Origin of the sequence: Yersinia aleksiciae (assembly GCF_001047675.1) — a bacterium.
Classification (GTDB): domain Bacteria; phylum Pseudomonadota; class Gammaproteobacteria; order Enterobacterales; family Enterobacteriaceae; genus Yersinia; species Yersinia aleksiciae.
Map to the genome: position 1 here is coordinate 1,152,912 of NZ_CP011975.1, position 21,343 is coordinate 1,174,254.

The window sequence follows — 21,343 nt, forward strand, 5'->3', positions numbered from 1 at the left end:
ATTAACCACACAGCACCGCAGCCCGTGCCGGGTCGAGGGCCACTAATCCGGCAAGCAGATTTTCCATCTCGCTGTGTAGCCGCGATTTGTCCGACTCGGTTCGGCTGGCTTTCATGCGCAGCAATTTCAGGCGGCGGGCTTTTACTTCAAACAACAGTTCCGGCTCCCATTGGGTCAGCGTCATCAGGGTTGCGTTCCCCTCCAGTTCACCCAGTAAATGCAGCGCCATGTCATTTTTTCCGTACTGCTCGGCGACCCGTGCCATCAGCAGACGGATCAACCACTGATGGCGGAGTGTGCGGGTGCCTGGGCGGTGTTGCAGCCAGTTCAGTGCCGCTTCCACGCCTTCGCTATCGGCTTGCGCTAGTGCTTCCGGCTCCAGTTGCAAGATATCGTCATCGCCCGCCGTGCTGGCAGATGCCGCCGGTTCACTGCCCCAACTTTCCGATGTCATGATGTGCTGGTTTATCCAGTGCAGCGTCACTTCGTCGGCGAACGGGGTGCCATCACTGAATGCCAGACCTTCGAGCCCCGGCAGGCGGGTCAGCAGGCCATTTAAATCCTGCTGAATGATGTCAGCCCAGCGCTCATGCAGCCCACCCGTTTTGGTCAATGCCTGATGGGTATACCACTGGAGATCAAGCCACAGGTGATTAACGCCCTGTGCAAACAGGATGTCGGTTTGCTCCAACAATTCCAGCCAGCTTTGTTGCAGATAAAGGCGTTTCAGCAGGGCGCGATTCTCCGGCTTGGGTGGGGCCAGACGGGTACATCGGTCGGCGGCCAACGGCGGCAATTCATGCAACGTGTCCAGACGGATGCTTTTCATCAGACGGTGGCCCGACAGCCAGCCGTTCGGCTGGTCGCGCAAGAAACTCGCCAGCAGCTTTGCCTGATCGAGCAAATCACGCCCGGAGCTGACCGCTTTCAATGCAGGAGCATCAGGCGCAGCGTGACGGGGGAGACTGCTGTTTTGTGGAATGACGGCGTCAGGGCCGCCGGACTGCATCAGCCGGTTTTCCAATGCCGCATACAGGCCGCCGAACTGAGGGCGGCTCGACTCATCCCAATCGACAACACTTTCTTCTATTAATACCAGCGCGCCCACGATGCGCTCAAAGTCAGCTTTTGCGACTTCCGGATAGAGTGACAGGCTGTCCAGCACCCGGCTACCCGCCAGCCATTCCAGTGCTAATTTGCGGCTATTCCCTCGTTGTGGATGCAGTGCATCACCAAAACGTTGGACCAATCCGGCCAGCAGAGCCAAGCCGTCCGCCAGTCCGCTTTCGCCATCGATGTGCAGTCGCGCCCAGATATAGTAGGTCGCGACGCGTACATCCTTGCACGCCCCCATCAGCAGTTTCTCCGCCAGTGCGCAGACCAAACCGGTGTCTGCGCCAGACAGTTTGTTGACCTCTTCACGCATCTGCTGGAAGTCATCGTCATAACCGGGATCCTCACCCACCGCTGAGTCTGCGGCTATGGGGACCAGCCATTTTTCCCAGAGTGAGATCTGCTGCTGGACCTGCTGTGAAAGCGCCTGCTGTTCGGCATGACAGGCGTTGAGTAACGAGTGCAACGTAGCCATCAGTATTCCCCTCCTGTTGCGGTATCCGATTTCTGAACGCCGCTAATGGCATCCACGCTGAATATTTGCGTCGGTAAGACAAAATTCCGTAGTTTCAGTAACGCCAACGGCCCTTCTCCAGCCTCAGTCCGTAGGGTGTAGTTCAGCGGCCTGCCGTCAGGGGCTTTCCAGCTAAGATTAAAACTGCTGTTTACCCCCTGATAAGGCGTGACCTGAGCCTTATCCAGTAAACGGATCCATCCCCAAGCCCCGGGGAGATCGGCAAACTGCCGGGTACCGGCCTGGGTGCTTATCCAGCTCAGGCTGGCCCCCGGTGCTTCGGTGTCATGGGGCCAAGTGAAACGTTTCCAGACCGGCAACTGGTTGTAATAGCTGAGTTTCTGGCTGTCGATCACCAGATCGGTCTGCATCACGTCTTTGGCGGTACCGGGGCGCAGTTCAAAACGAATGCCCGCTTCACCGTTGGCAAATACCACGTCAGACAGGTAACTCAGCTGATCCACAGCTTTCAGGAACGCCGGGTTAAACGTCAGCCCTTGAGCATTAATGCTATCCGGCACCCAATGGCTGCCCTCTTTGTGCAGTACGCCATTCAGCCGGGTTTGCAGGAAGCGAGCGATACGGCCACTGTCGCTGTTGAGGTAACGCGCTAGCAGTGGGAGTGACACTTCACTGCTAGTATCTTTTAAGGGATAACGCCCGCCAAAGGTGCTGTTCCAGTCATCGACAATCGACGCCTGCCATTGGGCATTCAGGCTTTGGGCAGCAGGGGTTAATACCTGCTGCCACGCCTGTTCCATCGGCTGGACAAACACCGTCTGACCAAATCCACTCCACTCCTGACCAAGGCTGGCGGCAACCAGACTGCCGTAATCGCGGGTTTCGGTCAGATCGACCGCCTTGCCCTGAAATACCGTCTGCGCCAGAGTCTGGGTCATGGCCTGAGGATCGGCGGCATTCACCACCTGCTGGAGTTTAAGCCGTACTTGAGTGACACGGGTCAGGAAGGTTTGCAGACTGAGATTGGTATTGCCCTGCCCGCCTGCCTTGCCGTCCATCAGCGCCAGTACCGGCCCGAAAGTGGCATCCAGCGGCCCCTGGGCACCCGCTTGCTGATCAATGGCGGGCTGCTCATCGCGGTTTAACAGATTTTTGGCCGATTTCACCAGCGAGTCAGATAGCGCTTCCCCAGTTTGCCCGGTTTTCCCCTGTACGCTCAGGGTGTTCATCAGCGCCACCAAAGGAGACTGACGCACGTCTGCCATCAGGGTGAGCTGGTCGATGGAGTCCGACAGCGTCTGCGCCTGCTGCCAGTGCAGGCTGTTGAGAAAATCGAGCCAACTGGTGGAGAAGTCGGCGAAATAGCGCTCTTTCAGACGTGCCTGCAGGGCTTCAGGGGAATCCTGTTGCAGCACGGCATGTTGGCTGTCGCTCAGCACCCAGTCCATCTCTTCCCGGCGCTCACTGACCACTTTTTCAATCGCCGGTTTTACCGCGTCATCCCAAGCTTTACGGGTAAACATGCCCGGTACGACAGCGTCGGTGGTAAAAATCCGCTCAGCATCGGTATCGCCGGTCATATCAGACAGGCGCAGATCAGCATACTGATGCGCCACCTGAACTAGCATCTTTTGGTAGAGCGAAGACTCACTGTTACGGGCCCCCATCTGACTGATCAGCCGGGTCCGCACCTGACTAACCAGATTCTCATCCGGTGTCAGACGCCAGGCCGGGTGCAGGGGAAGATTACGGGCATAAAAATCCAGCAGCGCTGGGCCACTGCCCTGCCAGAGATTGTCCGGCACACCGCTGCGCTGCGGCCAGTCGCGCAGCAGCGTGGTGCTAAACCATGCTGCATCCATTTTCTCCGGCCGCGCCAGCATCAGATAGAGTTTTAACTGGTCATAGGCGGGTTTTACCAGTGTGTCACGCAGCGGAGAATCCGGTGGAAGCTGCGCCATAGTGCTGAGTTGCTCGTCAAGGTGACCGGCGGCGGCATCGCGCAGCAGAGGGGTGGCGCTGGCCCGATAGTGTGGCCAGAGTGCGGCCAGCAACGCATCATTCTGACTCAGACCGAACCGGTTGTACCAGGGTGCACCCTGTTGCTGACGATACTGCAATCTGTCTATCCTGTGTTGCAGATCCAGCAGCGCTTGCAGACGCGCAGGCAGGGGCTGCTGCACGTTAGCCGCCAGTTTCACCTGAGATTCACTGACATTAATGGTGTCGCGGTTAACCAGGAATGACATCACCATGCCCGCGCCCCACAACACCATGACGCCCGCCACCGCCATCGCCAGCGTTTTACGCCAGGCGAACCCGAGCTTTTTCGCCGCTAAGCCTGCGGGCAATAATGGCAGTGAATCAATCACCACATCCCAGCGGTTATCCTTGCCCCAGTGGTGCTTCACGCTGCGCTTTGCATCGACGGATGCAGGACTGAATATCACCCCCGCCAGCGGTGAAGGACGATAGGGATTCAGCAGCGTCGCAAGAGGGCCGGCGACAGAGTCCGGTTGACGCGCTAACTGATCGGCCAGTTGCAACAAAAATGGGTGCTGGGTGTTGCTGCTAATCTGTTGCGTACCCTGCTCAATCAGCGACGGCAGCAGCCCGGCAAGTTGCGTACTCAGTTCGTCAGGCTTGCAGCCCGCTGGCAGCAAACAGCCGACGGATTGGGTGATGCGATCGGCCCCGTCATCGGCATGCAGTGACCAGACATACAGCGGCAACCGCCAGCCAAGCAGCTCAAAACGCGCCGCGAACGCCTGCGCCACGCTGTCCATCATATCGGCGGTGAGGGTTGTTTTAGATTCTTTCAGACCCAGCGTCGTGCGCTGAGCCAGGGCTGAGGTCACCCAGACCACGCCATCCAGCGGCCGGCGGCGTAATTTACGCAAGGCACTCAGCCACGCGCTATCGGCCTGCGCCCCCAGATCGCCCCCCCACAACAGCACGGTGCCACTGTCTTCCTGCCAGTATTGCGACGTCAGTCCGGGAGTGAGCTGTTCAACATCCGCCGCACTGCCGGTGAGTAACAGAATGCGCACTTTGCGGGGCCAGAAAAAACCATAGAGAGTCCGGAGATTCTGTTGCAGTTCACTTACCCAAGTACTGCCGGGAGGTGTCGGGGCCAGACGTGATTCGTCATCGGGATAAATACCGTTATCACGCCCATTATCCCGATGTTGCCGCCGCTTAATGTAACCAGAAATTGCCGGGGACAGGCGGACAAGTAGTGTAATCAACATCAATAGCAGGAAAGCGAACAGTTTTTTATATTGGCTATCCAACCCGACGGTGTCGCCATATTGCCAAATTAGCCAACCAACTGTGGCCAACACCACGACGGCTAATACCGCACCGCTGCCCTGCCGCCACGGATTACTCAACATCTTCATTGCAAACTCCTGGAGAAACCGTACTGACTACCCCACTCTCGGGGCCAAATGAAAACACGACATAGGGCATGTCGTAGTAATAAGCAAAATCCAGCCCAAACGCCGCCACTAACCAGGCAGAGAATGGCCCCGGGATACCCGTCCATGATTCTTGTATCAATACACTTTCAGCGCTAAAATTAGCCCCTAATCGGTGACCAACAGGAATTATTTTCGGGGTCAGTGACATCAATTCAGTGCTATCCCCCAAGATCCCTCCCGCTCGGCAGGCCAGAGACTGGGTTTCCATAAACAAGGTAAGCTCGCTTTCAGCCTGTTCAATATTCAATTGCATCGGGCGAAGCAGACGCCCTTGTATCGGTAGTTGGTGTTTTTGTGCCATGTCATCGGTCGTGAGCAAGAATACAGCCAGCCCGTCGGAGTAGTTCTCATCGCCGTGTAGTTGTAACACTAGGGTCAGTTCTGCATCCGTGATAGCATTCTTTATCCCATCTTCTATCTTGCTGTATGGCATTTCAGCAGACAGGGTCAGAGTTGTAGGCGCAAAGCGGGTGGTGATAACCTTATCCCAGCATTGAGCCCAGACGGCGCGCAGTTGTTCGTATTCTGCCGGATCGCTGTCTGTCAGGAGAGTCGCGCGCAATTCAATATCAGGGGGCAATGAATTAAGGGCTTGTTGGATGCTAACGAGCAAAGCCATGATGGCCTGATACTCAACACCTTTATCTTGGGAAAGATAATCAATACGGCGAACTAGTCCGCGCTGAAATTCCACATCTGTAGGTTCATTCGCCAGATACGAGACGGTGATAACGTCCGGTAACAAAACACAACTCGCCAGTACGGCCATATAACGCTCAGCCCACGTCTGCCACTCTTGTTGTGCCTGTTGCGCTTCATCTTGTAAAAAAGTGTAGTGACTGAGACCCCGACCATACATATAGCTCCGGACACAGAATGCCAGCCCCCAACCTATAATAGGTGCGGTTGAAACTGCCCAGATATTGACGGTTTGTAACCAAATAAGCCTGTCAGCAGCATGCAGTGAGAACAATAAAATCCCCACAATAATGGACAATACTACAGCTAATAACCAACGTCCCAGCGAGGGCGACGAAGGCTTTTCTGCTATAAACGGTTTTTGGCGATCCCAACCCATTTTTTATCCTATTGAACAATCTGGCGCACTGGAGATAACCTGACATCCACACTCACAATGGCAACCATCAACCACAACAGCTTTGCCATCAGAAGCCCATTCAGATGAACCTTCTATAATGGCATTAACGCCATGCCTCTCTTTCGGGCAACTGATTTTATCGCCGATTAATGCCACTTTTTTACCGTTGACGACCATCGTTGATGATGCAGAAATAACTTCACCACCGTGCGTTGTTTTATCGCCTAATAATATAAATCCTTTGGACATTCGGTTTCCCTTAACTTTCGCTCATATCGAGATAACAACAAACTGGGCACATATAGAATAACCGGTGTGAATGGTAAATAGTCGCGCCACAAACTAAACAGCGACTTAAGATAAGAAAGTTTATGGGCACTAAAAATAATAAATGAGCAGTAAATTACATTGAACTCAACTTCTCAAAATCAGGAGTTACTTCACCATTTGATGTGACACTTCCGTCGGGGTATTCTATACGCCAATGATTACCTTTCTTTTTGATCTTTGGGCCAACCATTTTCACAACTTTAGATTCATCTATAATCGGTGAGAAATTGATTGTTAAATTACGTCCATCATAGTTATTTATTTTATACAACTCAAAGTCTTTTTTTCCGAACAAAGATAAAAAAATACCTTCAGCAACAATATAGCGTTCTTTGACTATAGGATAGTAAGTTGGAGATACTGATAGGGGATTATTAGCAGAAATATAATCACCACTCCGCTCGCCTTGTTCATCAAAAACCACTTCAATACCAACCGCAGTCCCTATCTTAACTCCGCTATTTTTAATAATATGTTCACTTCTAGAGTACTTGATACCTAAAGTTATACGACTCAATTGCCATTCACATTGCCCACCACCATCTATAGGGATTTTACTTTTAAAATTACCAGATATTTCATCAAAATCCATATTTACATAATTTGTTTTCGTCCCAGGCACTAAATATATCTTCATATCCGTATTGTATCTTTCTTTTTTACACTTATCAGAAATGTAAAATGCAGCTAATGGTGCTGCCTGCGTATTGATTGGTGCCTTAATTTCAACATCTACCCATTGATCATCACTCGGCGGTGAGATTGCTCTATCTTTTGCCATGCAGCCAGAAGTGCATAATAAAGATAAAAACAAGATATATATGTTATTGAATCTCATAGACCATCCTTTTTCAAACAATAACGTTGCATGGAAATATCACCTTCTGGTAAAGACTTGGTGATATCCAAAGTCGTAACGAATAATTTATCAACGGCCAAGAAAGACTTATTTCTGTTATACTCAGATTGAGGTATATCATTTTTATACTTCTCCATTTGTAAAATAAAAACATCCTGTTCTTTTTTATAAACACCATCATTAGTTGTATCATATAACTCCAGCAATCTATCACCAATATATTCAGCATACTTTCCGGATGGATGGTCACCTCCGTTTAGTGCATTTTTAAGCTCTGGATTGCCATGTTTTGGAAATAATTTATCTTTACTTTCTTTATCTATTTCTTGAATGAATTCTTGCTGATTATTTTTCGCATTTTCATCACTATGTGAGCTTAAGCAAGGAACCAAAAATAATTTTGCCTTCTCTGGAAGGCGCTTTCTAATTTTAATTTTAGCACGTGGATTTCGCTCTTCCAACCACTCCAAAACTGACTCTGCTTTGAAAAAGTGCACAACTTCACCATGATGACAAAAAACCTCACTCCCAATCGGGACTAGAGTCTTGACAACAGACCAACTATAACCAAAAACGTACCCTAATGGTCCCCATAGTTTATAGAAATGATTATCTAATTCTCGTTCTGGAGGTACAGAGGGTACTGCATCATTCTCATTAATATGCCTATAATGAGGTATCCTTTCTAATTCACCCATAGCACTTAGAGTAAAAGTACGTGGCATTCCATAAGTATATAATATTGGATTAGAGTCAATGAACTTCGCCGCATGAACTAAGGCTAGAGCCCCACCTAAACTATGCCCACAAATATATAACTCTTTAGTAGCTAAAAGATCATAAAGCTTATCTAGCTTGCTATTTATATTTATATCTTCATTAATATATACAGCTTGAAATGCATCGAGAAAGCCCTGATGCACTAACCCATTATTAACGATACCACTACAAGGCGCTTTTATATCGCAAGTAAGATCAATAGGTTTATAAGTAATATCCGAAACAACGTCCTTGAGACTTGCTGTTCCACGCCAAGCAACTATCAACTCATCATTATTCGCCGCGAAGAAAAATTGTGTATATTTATTCGCAACAGTACCTTTACTTGAGTCTATAAATTCAACATCAGTATAACGCTGGCGAAAAGGCACATCTTTAACAATCGGCTGAAATTTCTTATCATTTACTTGATATGGTACGCGGGATAGCTCTAGCATTTGCTGATAAAAAAAATGTGATATAGACCCCGTTGCTTGCCCATCACCATTAGTATCGTAATCTGCATAAGATAATATTGACATCAATACCAAATTGTAGGCATTCACCACCGAGTAGTCGGGTATATGATGCAAAACTAAAGACCATGCTCGGAAAGGACAAATTTCCAAAACATGGCGGCAATTCAATTTTTTTACCGTCAAACCGGTAAACCGAGTATCCGTGAAATGATATGCTGGCGGTTTCTTTTTATCTTCCCAATTAGGGGTAATAGTCGGTAATTTATCGCACAATTTCCCAATAGTAATGTATTGGTATTCGTATTCTTCTTGTTCTGCCAGTTTTCTAACTGTTGAGTATTTATCTTCCCTACCGACACGCAGCGATCGAGTCTCCATTTCATCTGCGAGAGGTTGGGCCTCAATAAACAGTGTCAGGTCAAGATGGTGTAAACCCTTAATACGTATAATGCCACTGGCATCACTATTGCCAGTATACTCGCTCACATGACCACTTCTGGTCGCATCATTAATAGCCCGATACGGCATATTAGCGACAGGATTACTCATCTCATCCAGTAATTGGAACTCAACCCAACCTGTTTGATTTTTTGCGCTGAGTGATACGGTCTTACTTTCTTCTTTTATTGAAGTATTATGTTCTTTATTACTCACCTGTTCACCTCTTTTATTAGTCCTGAAGTATCTCTTATTAACAAAGAAATTCCCTTACGGGTTCCTTTTCTTCTTCCATAAATAAGTGCTACAAAAAACACCAACTAATAAAAAACAACCCGGCAGTAATACTTTGATTAAAAACCCCATATAAAATGCGGCTTTGGTCTCCCCCTCATAATGTCCTTGTAGGATAAAACCTTCATAGATATGATAAAGATATGATGAAAAGCCAGTAATAATGAAGATAAAAAACAAGGTTAAAGAAAGTAAAATATAAATAGATAGAAGAAAAAACTTTCTTTTCATAGAATCTCCCAGAACAAGACTTTGGTTGATTTCCTTAGGTCGGACATTGACAGGTAACTTTCAGATGCCTGAGGAAAGGTTCTTCTTGCCCAAGTAGATAACCATCCCAGGCTGGCTAATTTATTGTTTTTCCATAAATCTATATGGTCACCGGTAGGGGATTTCTCACCAGAGCGTAACCAATAATCTTGGAAAAAGATGAGCCCTGTTTTATCAGACACAGAATCTTCATAAGTTTTTCCCGTCAATTCCAGTGGTTTTTTGCCTCCTGCAAAAGGAAGTGTTTTCTGGCTTTTAAGATAATCACTCAGTTCCTGGGCACGGATAGCATGAATTCCTTTTCCTGTACTGTCCGGTTTAGGGCAATTCCAACATCGTGTTCCTTTAAAACTTTTCATCAATATGCCGCACTGATACAAAGCTTCACTGACATTTATTGCACAGTGATCTGAAAACACATCGTCTTTCGACTTGGGATCAATATGTTTGATCGTACTTGAAGGGTAAGCGGACCATAACTCATCAAAGTATACAGATTTAATTTTGATATCCTGAACAGAACCCGTTTTATCATTGGGTTTCACTACTGTTTTCTGATTCATTTATGTATCCTTCTCTATCTGAGCAAGGGCTTCATCGCCCCAAAGTACGGTTATCTCCGATTTGCCCTGAGTCACCATCCGTTCAGTCAGTCCTTGAGCATCGGTAAATCCCGAGTAAATCTGCCCATCTTGCGATTTTGCATAGTATGCATATTCCACCATTGGCTCTCCCGTTGACTCATCAACCGCTCTCAATTGCTCATCCAGTGATTCATCTGGAGAACCAATGGTCAATGGCATTGGCGTGGTGGTAAATATTTTGGCTGTTTTCCCTTCAATATCTGTCGTTCCTAAGTAAACATCCCCTGCGCTAGTCGTTATCTGATAGCGGGTAAAGGGTAAAGCTTCCCCAGTTTTTTCATCAGTAAGGGCATAACTGCCCCCAAAACCACGAGGGAATACTTTAGGTGCTACATTCAGACTTGCCGAGCCCATTTTCTGTACATTGGCCGACTTCAACAAGATATTACCCGGACAACCCAGTTCAATATTCCCACCGCTGAGTTTGATATAGGCTCCACCGCAAGTCAGCACTAACTCACTGTTCGCCGATATCTCCACTTTTCCTTCTGCGCTACGGATTTCGATATCTTTCTGCGCCGTCGCTAAAATTGAATCACTCTGCGCCTGTACTTCTATCTTGCCTTTGCCCGCAAACAGTTTCATGCCCTGTCCTTGCGCAAATAGACTTACCGCATCACTCGCTGCCACAGTAAACGACTTACCCGCGCTGATATCAGTGTTGTGCCCTGACACCACACCGATACTTTCACCGCCCGATGCTATCCGTACCGCTTTTGGGCTCACCATCCCTATACCTTCCGGGGCATGCAGCAACATCCCTGCTGCGCTCAGTTCGTTCAGCGATTTATTCAATTGCTGTTGACTGGCAATATCTCCTTCATGCGCTTGCGCGGTTTGTACTGCTTGCGACAGGCTTCTCGCCAGCGACAACGCAGTCTCCAATTGGCTTATCGCCTCACTCATATCCAGCATCTCCCCCCCAGCAGACGGCTGTTTATCCGCACTGATAAACACCCCTTTCCCACCGCGGATGCTAACCCAGTCATCCGTTCGCAACTCTGCACCTTCACCGCGAAGAACTCGTTGCGCATCTACATTGTGCCCAAGGTTCAACTGGGTTTTGCCGCCGTACTCGGTGCTGAGTTTAATGTGCTCTTCGCCGCGTTTGTCTTCCATGCGTAGCTTGTTGAAAGCAGGCGTGCGGATCACGTTGCGGGTATTATTTTTCTCGGTCACATGGTCGGTATGACGAGAGTCATGCAGGGCATGGGCGATATACGGACGATCAGGGTCACCGTCGTGAAACGCGATGGCCACTTCGGTGCCCTGTATCAGCGGGAAGTGAATGCCGTACACATCGCCACCATAAGGTTTGGCGAGTCGCAGCGGCATACTCTCCTGCCCCTGTGCTTTATCATCCTGATCTGCATCAAATTTCACCCGATACAGACCGGAGGTGTCCTGCCAGGCATAGATGTCGTTCGATTTGGCGCTGGTTACCCGCGCCATCATGGTGCCGCTGACTTTTGGACGGGGCAGCAATGCCGGGCGCCAGCACAGAGTTTCACTGTACGGAACCGCAGCGATAGTCACTTTCAGTGCATCTTTACGGCTGGCGCTAAACCCAGTGCGAACCACGACCATCGGTTGTGCCAACAGCTCTGGTAACGTGGACAGGATCGATGTGTCGATTACCGTCAGTACCTGAGCGGGATGTAATGTGGGATCAGTGCTGAGACCGGTGATCAGCGTTTGTGCTGATAAAAAACGTTCATGGTCAAGGCGGGCGAGGAAGTTAGCGCTTTCAGCCGTGGGGTCGATTTTATCGCCGGTATCCAGGTGGCGTGGTTTGTAGTGATACACTTCACCATAAGTGACCCCTTCACCGTCGCCGCGCGTCATGTCTGCTCGGGTGGACTGCAACACTTTCTGCGCTTCACGATAGTTGTAATCTTTGGCTGTAACGCTGGCCTCAACGACATTGTGATGTACACTTAGCCCCCAGACTGACGCTGCTCCGCTGTCACTCATGCCTGACGGGCTATTCAGCGGCAGGGATTTACCAAACTCATAGGCACTCTGCTTATCAGCAAAATGCACCACTTCAGTCTGGGTGTCTGGCTGCAGAGTGAAGAAATAAAATATCCCCATCTCTGAGAGCAACCGTTCAATAAATTTCAGGTCAGTTTCCTGATACTGGTTTATCTGCTCACGTTTTGGGTAGGTCTGTTTCAGGACAAACTCATATTCCCAGTCCTTGAAACCATGTTCCTGAAGTATCTGCCCGACAACTTCAGGTACCGATTTATTAACAAAGAAACGGTGCGTGCGGTACTGGTTATCCAACAATGCGATGAAAGGTTCTAGCGTGATATGATAATTAACCTGGTCGGCTGAACCCGATATCCGGCGAAAATCTGTGATAACACCGTGTACTACCTTCTGTTCCGTCAAACTCTGCAACAAGCCAGTCCCCATCGTCAGCGTTGCTGGTTTGCGCAGTAATTGATCCGCATCAATATTTTTGTCTGTGCTGGTGAACAGTATATTGTATTGATATGTATTGCTGAGTCCCTCATTGCCGCTGAAATCTTCGACGTCCAATGGTGACAGGCAGGAAGGAATATCAAGGCGGTAGCGATTCAGAGTAGTTCCGGTGAGTTTTGATAATGTGTTCTGTAGCGTATTAGTAAGATTCATGGGTTTTACTCCGTGGTAATAACCTGCTTATTTCAAGTACAAAACAGGCAAAACCTATCTTTATCGTTAAATTTTGCTAGCAATGGATGGCTCATCATATTCGCGTTTAGTTAGCGGCACGTCATAAGCCCTTCTATTAAGCATTTCAAATCCCAATACAAAATGTCTTGGATGGTTACCCTTATCTTTGGACTCAATAACGAGTTGAACAATAAAAGGTCCAGTGGATGTATCACGAAGATGATAAAACGAAGGTGGGATACAAAGTTTCCCATCTATAATTGTTAGATTAGGTTCATCTGTGAATATCCCTTCTTTAGGGGGGGAATTCCTGAGATTAATAGATATAAAAACAGGCTGATAATCTTGTGCATTAGGAATAAAGAAGCATACCGAATCACCATTCATGTAGGTGCTGGCCGTCTCTGAGGGATAATACTTCATTTGTCCCCATGGACATCCTGTTAACATCAATAAGCAAAATAAAGACAACATCGTGAAAAATAGAAAACGCAGTTTGTTTCTTATCACCAAGGAAACCCTCGCAGTACATTTCGGTATGATTTTCTTATTACGACTTCAGAAATATCGCCATCAAGAGTAATAATATTATTTCTTCTCAATCGCCTCCAGGCACTATAATCACGCGCCTGCAATGTAAAGTTATCCGCAATAATTTGCGCTTGTTGCTCCATGGGATATTCGCTTAACAGCCGCCCATCGAGTTTATATCTGTAACTGACCAGCCAACTAACCAGCCCTCTCGCAATGACATTCATTCCTTTGGCACGCTGCCATACATGGCTCATTTCATGAATGAACAAATGTTGTAAATTATCTGTTGTCTGCGAGAAATCATCCCGGTACTCATTACGGAAATAAATCTCACCATTCGGCGTCATTGCTGTATGTTCATCTTGCAGATTAAAAGGCAGATAACTACCATGATGGATCCAGACAGTCTGGTACTGGATAGTTGATCCGAAAACTGACTTCGCCAGCTCCGTCTCTCCCGAGGTCAGCAACCGGATACCCCCTTCTTTTAATGTGTCCTTATTTTCCTCACTCATTACCAAACCCCAAAGTGATCCCTTCGGCTTCATCCCAGCCCAACGTCAGCATGGTGGTGCGTTGTAGCTCAGACATGCGGCCCAGCAGTTGTTGGCTCAATACCGTCAGTCCTCCAACACGCCAGATCCTACTTAACACGCTCATCCCCACTCCCTGATGTGATGGTATAGACAAAATTTTCTGCTCCTGTTGTGGATAACCCTAACCATGATTGCTTCCCGATACCGACCAAGTCAGCCCCCAGAGCAAGGGTAAACCACGGGGAAAAAGGCCCCTGGATACCGCAATATGTTTCGATAGTCTGAATATCTTCGGCCTGCCAGACCGTACCCAGCGCGTTGCCGATTTGGATGAGCGTAGCGGATGACGCCGTCCACTTTGATGGTCACCAACAATACTGGCGGTCAGGCGCGCCTGCGTCTGAGTGGTCAGAAACAATGTCAGCTCTTCTGCAAGATTGCTCACATCCAGTGTCATAGGGCGCAGCAACCGAACGGAATGGGGTAATGCATATTTTTGTGCCACATCGTCACTGGTGAACAGCAATGCTGCCAACCCGTCGGAATAGCGTTCTCCTCCCTGTAATTGCATAACCAGAACCAACTGGAGGGTGGATTCAGGCTGTTTAAGTCGCTCATCAAGGGTATGGAAGGATAAATGGTCCGTGATATTCAACGATAAAGGAGCTGAAAGTTCAGGGAATCTTTCCTGCCAGCAGTCAGCAAACAGAGCGTATAAATCCTGCCGGATTGCTTCCGATTCATCGGTTAATAGCGTGACCTGGAGAGATAATTCCCGAGGAAGAGCCAGAAGTGCATTTTCGATTCCATTCAGTAACCCGTTGATTGCCGTCAGAGATAGCTCGGTATCTTCTGCCAAATAATCAATACGGCGTACCAGACCCTGTTGTTGCGTCAGCCCCTGGGCATTTTGTTGTAACAAAGCCGCTGAGATATGGTCAGGCAGCAGCAAACAGCTTGCTGACACAGCCAGATAACGCTCCGCCCAGTCTGTCCACTGCTGCTGCGCATGCCTGGCCTCATGTTGTAAGAACTGAAAGTGTTCCAGCTCACGTCCATAGAGGTAGCCGCGCAGGCTGAAAACCAGTATCCAGAACACCAGTGGTGCCAAAGCAAGCAGCCAGATATTGATTGAATTCAACACTCTCAGTGAGTCGGATGCATGTAAAATAAACAGCAACACACTCGCGATAACTGCCAGTACCGCGCCGAGCAACCAGCTCGCAGACGAAGGCGGCGTAGGCTGCTCAGTCGTAAAGGGTTTTTGACGTTCCCAGCCCATGATTTATCCTATTGCACAATCCGATGCGCTGGAGATGACCTGACAACCGCACTGACAATGGCAGCCATCCACCACGACTGCTTTACCGTCTGAAGACCATTCAGATGAACCTTCCACGATGGGGTTAGTGCCATGCCCGGTGACCGGGCAACTGACTTCATCGCCAATCAGTGCGACTTTTTTGCCATTAACAACCACGGTCGAGGAGGCAGAAATAACGGAACCACCGTGGGTGGTTTTATCGCCAAGTAATACGAAACCTTTGGGCATGAAACGTCCTCATCAATAAAGGATAAAAAGGGCATATACGTTATGGTATAAGATATTGAAATAATGAGTGAAATAGAGAAGTAGCAATAGAAAAAATTAATCAATCGGTTATTTATTCTGCAAGCTATTATTCCATTTTAATGTACTGCCCACCTCAGACATATCGTTATACCAGGGGTCGTTTTTTACTTCACCAAAAGCACGGCTCACTTTATCCAAGAGTACATCGGCGCTTTTTTTCATACAGTAAAATTTCGAATTGTCAGTATTATCACTTAAAACATAATTGCAGCCATATTTTTTACTGTCCGTAATATAATTCAGCGTAACACTCTCAAAAATAATTCTGCACTGAGGGTTTTCCTTTACCAAAGGTTATAATGTCTGCTGGTAATTTTTGAAATCAATAATGCCATAATATCCATTATTCGTATTATCAATATGCTTCAGATAAACAGAGAGTTCTTTATTATCTTGTATGCCTTGAGTGGATTTTATACGTTGATACTGCCCCTGCATATTGACGCACGCAGAGGGATCATTTGCTAAAACAAAAAAAGGAATCGCACTTAGCAGTAGAGGTAAATTTCTGAACATATCACTCCCAGATAATTATATATCAAACTGCGCCATAAAAAACGTCCCACACGTTTATTTACCAACTTCCATACGGGTATTTTTTGTCTTTTATAAAAGATTTCATACCTTCGCTATACTCATATCCATCTGGGAAATTTGTTTCACCTTTACACATATCAAGATCTTTCCCCGACACGGTGGTGATTTTTGTGCTGGTTAGCAATAAATTAGGTTCACCGTTATTCTGCAACCATACACGCACCTTACCTTCAGGTGCCAGACCAATAACCATATAGCGAAAATAATAAGGCTCTTTGGGATTATCCCAATCGGGTGCTGAGCTCAACATTTTCTTTTGCGTATCTGGAGCAAAGAATAACGTAGTTTCATATACCTTCTTATCAATGATGGAATCCCAGCAGAATGTAATCATTTTCGGTGGTGCTTTAGCTTGGTTGAATGGGGAAAAACCCTTACCTATATATTTACTCCATGTACCCACACTTTTACCCTGAGGCTGATCAATCGTACGAAAAACGTAGCCATAACCATCAGTATCCAGCAATTTCACCAGTGTGACCTGAGCTGGTAAAGCTTTAGGGGTTGAAAAAGTGAAATACCATTTATCCCAAGGGGCTTTGATGCTGCTCTGTTGTTCCTGCGCTTGACTGCTGGTACAGCCTGCCAGCAGTAGTAGTAGTGGAAAAATAGTAGTCATTGTTGTTTTCATGCTTTTTCTCCCCGCATATTCCATATTGCACGCACCCACCCCGGATTGGGACGATTAATAAATCCGATCAATTCCGTAAAATTAACCGCGCCATAAATGGCCTTTATTTCCTTTCCGTCAAGCCAGACATCCTTAAAGGTCACCGTATTCCAGTTTGCAGAACAGTGTATATATTTGCCAATTAATTGCAGTTCTTCCACACTGAATGGAACCGGTGTCCCACCAGTTCTGACGGTTTTGCCCTGACTAATAGCCATCTGATTCAACGCCTCCAGTTCTGGTAATAATGATAAATTCTTATCTTTCGGAAGAATTTCTTGGAAACTAAGTCCAGCTTCCTGCGCCGCATCCAGCATCACCCGCAAACTCACTTTTGACCAGTCGCTAAGAACAACCCGTTCCATTGTTACCGCTGCACCCACCCGCTTTTCGGTAATTCCTGCCCGTTCCTTATTCGAATTAACCAGATAGTCGTACCATGTGCCAGTGATTACATCTCCGGATGGAATGATTGCACTAAGATTTGGCAGAACCTGTAAATCCGGAATTTCAGCCGCTGTGCTCCGGTAAATATTAGTCACCTCAGTGGGGACGCTTTCGCGGACTGTTTCAAATGCCGGTTTGGTTAGAAACAAATATTCTTTTTCGTATGGATTATAACCGCCACCAATATCGGAATGGACACCGGGCAGCGCCAGTTCCGGCCAGGCTTCTTTAATACTGTTCAGACTGAAGTTATAGCGGCATTCGTGCATTGCGGTTATCTGGAACACTTTCTGCGCGATATCCTGGGGAAGGGCCAGCGCAATACCAGGGTTTACGCCGCCGTGGACATCAAATAAGTTTTTAACCCCACCCACCGCACATACGGTATCAAACAACCCGATAAAACGAACTTCCCCAGCGGGTTTACCATGCTGATTTCTGCCATCAAGCCCTTCTGTTATTGCCGCCTGTATTGCCTTATCGCCGTTTCTAACACGGTTAGCAAAATGACGGGCGGCGGCGGCACCACGGCTAAAGCCAAAGATATCAAACTGGATTTTTTCTATAGCACATGAGATATTGTTTTTTTTCTTAAGTAATAAACTGATCTCCTTTGCTATTTGTCCAATCCCTTCATCCGTCTTATCAACTACGCCATCAAACCAGGCACCTATCCCCATACCGATAAGGCTGTCTTCTTTTCCTTTTTGGGTGCCAATCCCCTGAACATACACTGCACGCTGATAAAGTGATTGTTCTTCAACGATGTCATCATCAATGGAATAAAGCGTATTTAGCCAGTGAATATTGGAATAATATCCAAGATAACTTCCGGCTCCATCGCTACTTTTATTCAGCTTTTTAACACATGATTTAGCATCATCGGTGCTCATCCCCACATCCATACTGGTGCAGGTTTCAAGAAGCCGCTTATCGGTATTAAAAACATTATTTCCAGTCCCATCAAAAAACATCCCGATGGTTAACGTAATGCCAGGTACATCTTTACGCTTACAAATCACGACTTTCTCTGAAACGTTGACATCCGTAGTGTGCTTGCCGTCAGTGACTTCCCAGGTATGATAATTCGTCATGCTTTTTCACCTCCGTTTCGCGTATTACTTTCTCCCGTGCCCAGTATTTCAACATTAAGCCCACCAGGTAATGACGTATAGACAGGCTGTGTTTTCCCACTTTCATTGGTAAACCCACTAAATATTTCACCGTCTGCTGTTGTGATTTTATATTCCGTTAATGGCAGTATTTCACCGGTATCTCCTTTCAGGGTGTAAACCCCACCATAACCTTTAGGGAAGGTAACCGGGGGAGTATTCAGTGTGGCTGAACCCATCTTCTGCACATTCGTTGCCTTCAACAGAATATTCTGTGGGCAACCCAGTTCGATATTTCCGCCACTGAGTTTGATATAGGCGCCACCACAGGTCAGTACTAACTCTTTTGCCGCGGTCACTGTCACGGTTCCTTCCACGCTGGTTATTGTTATGTCCTTTTTCGCCAACGCTTCAATATCGTCGTCCTGTGCCTGAATCTCCACTTTCCCTTTCGCCGCAAACAGTTTCATGCCCTGCCCTTGCGCAAATAGACTTACCACATCACTCGCTGCCACAGTAAACGACTTACCCGCGCTGATATCAGTGTTGTGCCCTGACACCACACTGATACTTTCACCGCCCGATGCTATCCGTACCGCTTTTGGGCTCACCATCCCTATACCTTCCGGGGCATGCAGCAACATCCCTGCTGCGCTCAGTTCGTTCAGCGATTTATTCAATTGCTGTTGACTGGCAATATCTCCTTCATGCGCTTGCGCGGTTTGTACTGCTTGCGACAGGCTTCTCGCCAGCGACAACGCAGTCTCCAATTGGCTTATCGCCTCACTCATATCCAGCATCTCCCCCCCAGCAGACGGCTGTTTATCCGCACTGATAAACACCCCTTTCCCACCGCGGATGCTAACCCAGTCATCCGTTCGCAACTCTGCACCTTCACCGCGGAGAACTCGTTGGGCATCCACATTGTGCCCCAAGTTCAGTTGCGTCTTGCCGCCGTACTCGGTGCTAAGCTTGATGTGCTCTTCGCCGCGTTTGTCTTCCATGCGTAGCTTGTTGAAAGCAGGGGTACGGATCACGTTGCGGGTATTATTTTTCTCGGTCACATGGTCGGTATGACGAGAGTCATGCAGGGCATGGGCGATATACGGACGATCAGGGTCACCGTCGTGAAACGCGATGGCCACTTCGGTGCCCTGTATCAGCGGGAAGTGAATGCCATACACATCACCACCGTAAGGTTTGGCGAGTCGCAGCGGCATACTCTCCTGACCTTGGGCTTTATCATCCTGATCTGCATCAAATTTCACCCGATACAGACCGGAGGTGTCCTGCCAGGCATAGATGTCGTTCGATTTGGCGCTGGTCACCCGCGCCATCATGGTGCCGCTGACTTTTGGACGGGGCAGCAATGCCGGGCGCCAGCACAGAGTTTCACTGTACGGAACCGCAGCGATAGTCACTTTCAGTGCATCTTTACGGCTGGCGCTAAACCCAGTGCGAACCACGACCATCGGTTGTGCCAACAGCTCTGGTAACGTGGACAGGATCGATGTGTCGGTTACCGTCAGTACCTGAGCAGGGTGTAATGTGGGATCAGTGCTAAGACCGGTGATCAGCGTTTGTGCTGATAAAAAACGTTCATGGTCAAGGCGGGCGAGGAAGTTAGCGCTTTCAGCCGTGGGGTCGATTTTATCGCCGGTATCCAGATGGCGCGGTTTGTAGTGATACACTTCACCATAGGTCGTGCTTTCACCGTCGCCGCGCGTCATGTCTGCTCGGGTGGACTGCAACACTTTCTGCGCTTCACGGTAGTTGTAATCTTTGGCTGTAACGCTGGCCTCAACGACATTGTGATGCACACTTAACCCCCAGACTGACGCTGCTCCTCTGTCACTCATCCCCGACGGGCTATTCAGCGGCAGGGATTTACCAAACTCATAGGCACTCTGCTTATCAGCAAAATGCACCACTTCAGTCTGGGTATCCGGCTGCAGAGTGAAGAAATAAAATATCCCCATCTCTGAGAGCAACCGTTCAATAAATTTCAGGTCAGTTTCCTGATACTGGTTTATCTGCTCACGTTTTGGGTAGACCTGTTTCAGCGTGAACTCATATTCCCAGTCCTTCAGACCATGTTCCTGAAGTATCTGCTCGACAACTTCCGGTACCGATTTGTTGACAAAGAAACGGTGCGTGCGGAATTGTTTATCCAGTCGAGCAAGGAAAGGTTCTACAATAATCTCGTACTTAACTTGATCACGTGAGCCTGATATACGCCTAAAATGCGTAATGACACCGTGTACCACTTTTCCCATCACCGGGTTGAACAAATCACCAATGCCCATGTTCAATGTGGCTGGTTTATTCAAAAATAATTCAGCAGTGAGATCGGAGTGAAGAGTAGTAAATTTGATTGTGTAATGGTACAAAACACTTATTTGCTCAAGCCCATTAAAGTCCTCAACATCCAGCGGATAAGAGCAGGACGGAATATTCAGGCTGTAGCGGTTAAGCGTTGCGCCAGTCAGTTCGGATAAAAGATTCATTTTCGGTTTCCTGCCCCTATATTTTCACTATGCTGTAGAACTAATAAAGATTAGGTGATTGAGCGTTATTAGTAGTAATCATCCCATTTCCTTTGAATGTTAGGGTAAGTAATGCGGAAAATTAAATATCCTAAGATGGCCAATAAGCTCGCCCCTCCCCCCCAGTAAAATCTATCATCACTATTAGATAGAAAAAAAAACCAGATAGCGGAAAGTACGCCAACCATTGTTATGGTAGAACCAACTGCACAAACAATATTTGACATCAAAATTATTACTATTCTTTTTATATTCATGAGTAGTTTATACTTTCAAGTGGTTAGTGATTATCAAACTCATTTTGGATTTTATTTAATCCAAATCTAAATACTAAGAACCCAATATAAGCTTGAAGTAAGCAA

17 protein-coding genes are annotated in these 21,343 nt (G+C 47.6%); all 17 read right to left on the reverse strand.

Annotation, left to right across the window (positions count from 1 at the left end; all coding sequences use genetic code 11):
• Position 1 precedes the first annotated feature (1 nt).
• Positions 2–1,588 carry a type VI secretion system protein TssA gene (tssA, locus tag ACZ76_RS05415; RefSeq protein WP_048617502.1) on the reverse strand — a complete coding sequence of 529 codons (1,587 nt, stop codon included), beginning with the start codon at positions 1,586–1,588 and terminating at the stop codon, positions 2–4.
• Entirely contained in the window at positions 1,588–4,989 is a 3,402-nt protein-coding gene (locus ACZ76_RS05420; protein WP_048617503.1) for an ImcF-related family protein, read from the reverse strand. Before ACZ76_RS05420 ends, tssA begins: the two co-directional genes overlap by 1 nt.
• Positions 4,973–6,148 carry a hypothetical protein gene (locus ACZ76_RS05425; protein ID WP_048617505.1) on the reverse strand — a complete coding sequence of 392 codons (1,176 nt, stop codon included), beginning with the start codon at positions 6,146–6,148 and terminating at the stop codon, positions 4,973–4,975. The genes ACZ76_RS05420 and ACZ76_RS05425 overlap by 17 nt, the downstream gene beginning before the upstream one ends.
• A gap of 3 nt (positions 6,149–6,151) precedes the next feature.
• Positions 6,152–6,418: a PAAR domain-containing protein gene (locus ACZ76_RS05430; RefSeq protein WP_048617507.1), complete on the reverse strand. Its 267-nt coding sequence runs from the start codon at positions 6,416–6,418 to the stop codon at positions 6,152–6,154.
• 154 nt (positions 6,419–6,572) lie between these two features.
• Entirely contained in the window at positions 6,573–7,337 is a 765-nt protein-coding gene (locus ACZ76_RS19520) for a hypothetical protein (protein WP_048617509.1), read from the reverse strand.
• Positions 7,334–9,250 carry a lipase family protein gene (locus ACZ76_RS05440; RefSeq protein ID WP_082146896.1) on the reverse strand — a complete coding sequence of 639 codons (1,917 nt, stop codon included), beginning with the start codon at positions 9,248–9,250 and terminating at the stop codon, positions 7,334–7,336. The genes ACZ76_RS19520 and ACZ76_RS05440 overlap by 4 nt, the downstream gene beginning before the upstream one ends.
• Positions 9,251–9,555: 305 nt before the next feature.
• Positions 9,556–10,161, reverse strand: coding sequence for a T6SS effector amidase Tae4 family protein (locus ACZ76_RS05450; RefSeq protein WP_048617512.1), 606 nt, complete (start codon positions 10,159–10,161; stop codon positions 9,556–9,558).
• A complete protein-coding gene (locus ACZ76_RS05455; protein ID WP_048617514.1) occupies positions 10,162–12,885 on the reverse strand; it encodes a type VI secretion system Vgr family protein in 2,724 nt (907 codons plus the stop codon). It abuts the gene before it with no gap.
• A gap of 66 nt (positions 12,886–12,951) precedes the next feature.
• Entirely contained in the window at positions 12,952–13,329 is a 378-nt protein-coding gene (locus tag ACZ76_RS05460) for a putative T6SS immunity periplasmic lipoprotein (RefSeq protein ID WP_235428209.1), read from the reverse strand.
• Between the two features lie 83 nt (positions 13,330–13,412).
• Entirely contained in the window at positions 13,413–13,955 is a 543-nt protein-coding gene (locus ACZ76_RS05465; protein ID WP_048617516.1) for a hypothetical protein, read from the reverse strand.
• Positions 13,948–14,100, reverse strand: a complete 153-nt coding sequence (locus ACZ76_RS19310; RefSeq protein ID WP_156312877.1) for a hypothetical protein — start codon at positions 14,098–14,100, stop codon at positions 13,948–13,950. The genes ACZ76_RS05465 and ACZ76_RS19310 overlap by 8 nt, the downstream gene beginning before the upstream one ends.
• A 57-nt stretch (positions 14,101–14,157) precedes the next feature.
• Positions 14,158–15,258, reverse strand: coding sequence for a type VI secretion protein (locus tag ACZ76_RS05470; RefSeq protein WP_235428210.1), 1,101 nt, complete (start codon positions 15,256–15,258; stop codon positions 14,158–14,160).
• 3 nt (positions 15,259–15,261) lie between these two features.
• Positions 15,262–15,528: a PAAR domain-containing protein gene (locus ACZ76_RS05475; protein ID WP_048617518.1), complete on the reverse strand. Its 267-nt coding sequence runs from the start codon at positions 15,526–15,528 to the stop codon at positions 15,262–15,264.
• Positions 15,529–15,903: 375 nt separating this feature from the next.
• Positions 15,904–16,125: a hypothetical protein gene (locus tag ACZ76_RS05480; protein WP_048617520.1), complete on the reverse strand. Its 222-nt coding sequence runs from the start codon at positions 16,123–16,125 to the stop codon at positions 15,904–15,906.
• A 58-nt stretch (positions 16,126–16,183) separates the two neighbouring features.
• Positions 16,184–16,837 (reverse strand): DUF2931 family protein, encoded by a 654-nt coding sequence (locus ACZ76_RS05485; RefSeq protein ID WP_048617522.1) that lies wholly within the window; start codon positions 16,835–16,837, stop codon positions 16,184–16,186.
• Positions 16,834–18,417 (reverse strand): T6SS phospholipase effector Tle1-like catalytic domain-containing protein, encoded by a 1,584-nt coding sequence (locus ACZ76_RS05490; protein ID WP_048617524.1) that lies wholly within the window; start codon positions 18,415–18,417, stop codon positions 16,834–16,836. The genes ACZ76_RS05485 and ACZ76_RS05490 overlap by 4 nt, the downstream gene beginning before the upstream one ends.
• Entirely contained in the window at positions 18,414–20,942 is a 2,529-nt protein-coding gene (locus tag ACZ76_RS05495; RefSeq protein WP_048617526.1) for a DUF2345 domain-containing protein, read from the reverse strand. The genes ACZ76_RS05490 and ACZ76_RS05495 overlap by 4 nt, the downstream gene beginning before the upstream one ends.
• Positions 20,943–21,343: the final 401 nt, after the last annotated feature.

Coding starts and splice junctions, on each gene's coding strand:
- ACZ76_RS19520 (WP_048617509.1), bottom strand. CDS start 7,337: ATGAGATTCAATAACATATATATCTTGTTTTTATCTTTATTATGCACT.
- ACZ76_RS05420 (WP_048617503.1), bottom strand. CDS start 4,989: ATGAAGATGTTGAGTAATCCGTGGCGGCAGGGCAGCGGTGCGGTATTA.
- ACZ76_RS05480 (WP_048617520.1), bottom strand. CDS start 16,125: ATGTTCAGAAATTTACCTCTACTGCTAAGTGCGATTCCTTTTTTTGTT.
- ACZ76_RS05495 (WP_048617526.1), bottom strand. CDS start 20,942: ATGAATCTTTTATCCGAACTGACTGGCGCAACGCTTAACCGCTACAGC.
- ACZ76_RS05475 (WP_048617518.1), bottom strand. CDS start 15,528: ATGCCCAAAGGTTTCGTATTACTTGGCGATAAAACCACCCACGGTGGT.
- tssA (WP_048617502.1), bottom strand. CDS start 1,588: ATGGCTACGTTGCACTCGTTACTCAACGCCTGTCATGCCGAACAGCAG.
- ACZ76_RS05490 (WP_048617524.1), bottom strand. CDS start 18,417: ATGACGAATTATCATACCTGGGAAGTCACTGACGGCAAGCACACTACG.
- ACZ76_RS05425 (WP_048617505.1), bottom strand. CDS start 6,148: ATGGGTTGGGATCGCCAAAAACCGTTTATAGCAGAAAAGCCTTCGTCG.
- ACZ76_RS05470 (WP_235428210.1), bottom strand. CDS start 15,258: ATGGGCTGGGAACGTCAAAAACCCTTTACGACTGAGCAGCCTACGCCG.
- ACZ76_RS05485 (WP_048617522.1), bottom strand. CDS start 16,837: ATGAAAACAACAATGACTACTATTTTTCCACTACTACTACTGCTGGCA.
- ACZ76_RS05465 (WP_048617516.1), bottom strand. CDS start 13,955: ATGAGTGAGGAAAATAAGGACACATTAAAAGAAGGGGGTATCCGGTTG.
- ACZ76_RS05460 (WP_235428209.1), bottom strand. CDS start 13,329: ATGAAGTATTATCCCTCAGAGACGGCCAGCACCTACATGAATGGTGAT.
- ACZ76_RS05430 (WP_048617507.1), bottom strand. CDS start 6,418: ATGTCCAAAGGATTTATATTATTAGGCGATAAAACAACGCACGGTGGT.
- ACZ76_RS05450 (WP_048617512.1), bottom strand. CDS start 10,161: ATGAATCAGAAAACAGTAGTGAAACCCAATGATAAAACGGGTTCTGTT.
- ACZ76_RS05455 (WP_048617514.1), bottom strand. CDS start 12,885: ATGAATCTTACTAATACGCTACAGAACACATTATCAAAACTCACCGGA.
- ACZ76_RS19310 (WP_156312877.1), bottom strand. CDS start 14,100: ATGAGCGTGTTAAGTAGGATCTGGCGTGTTGGAGGACTGACGGTATTG.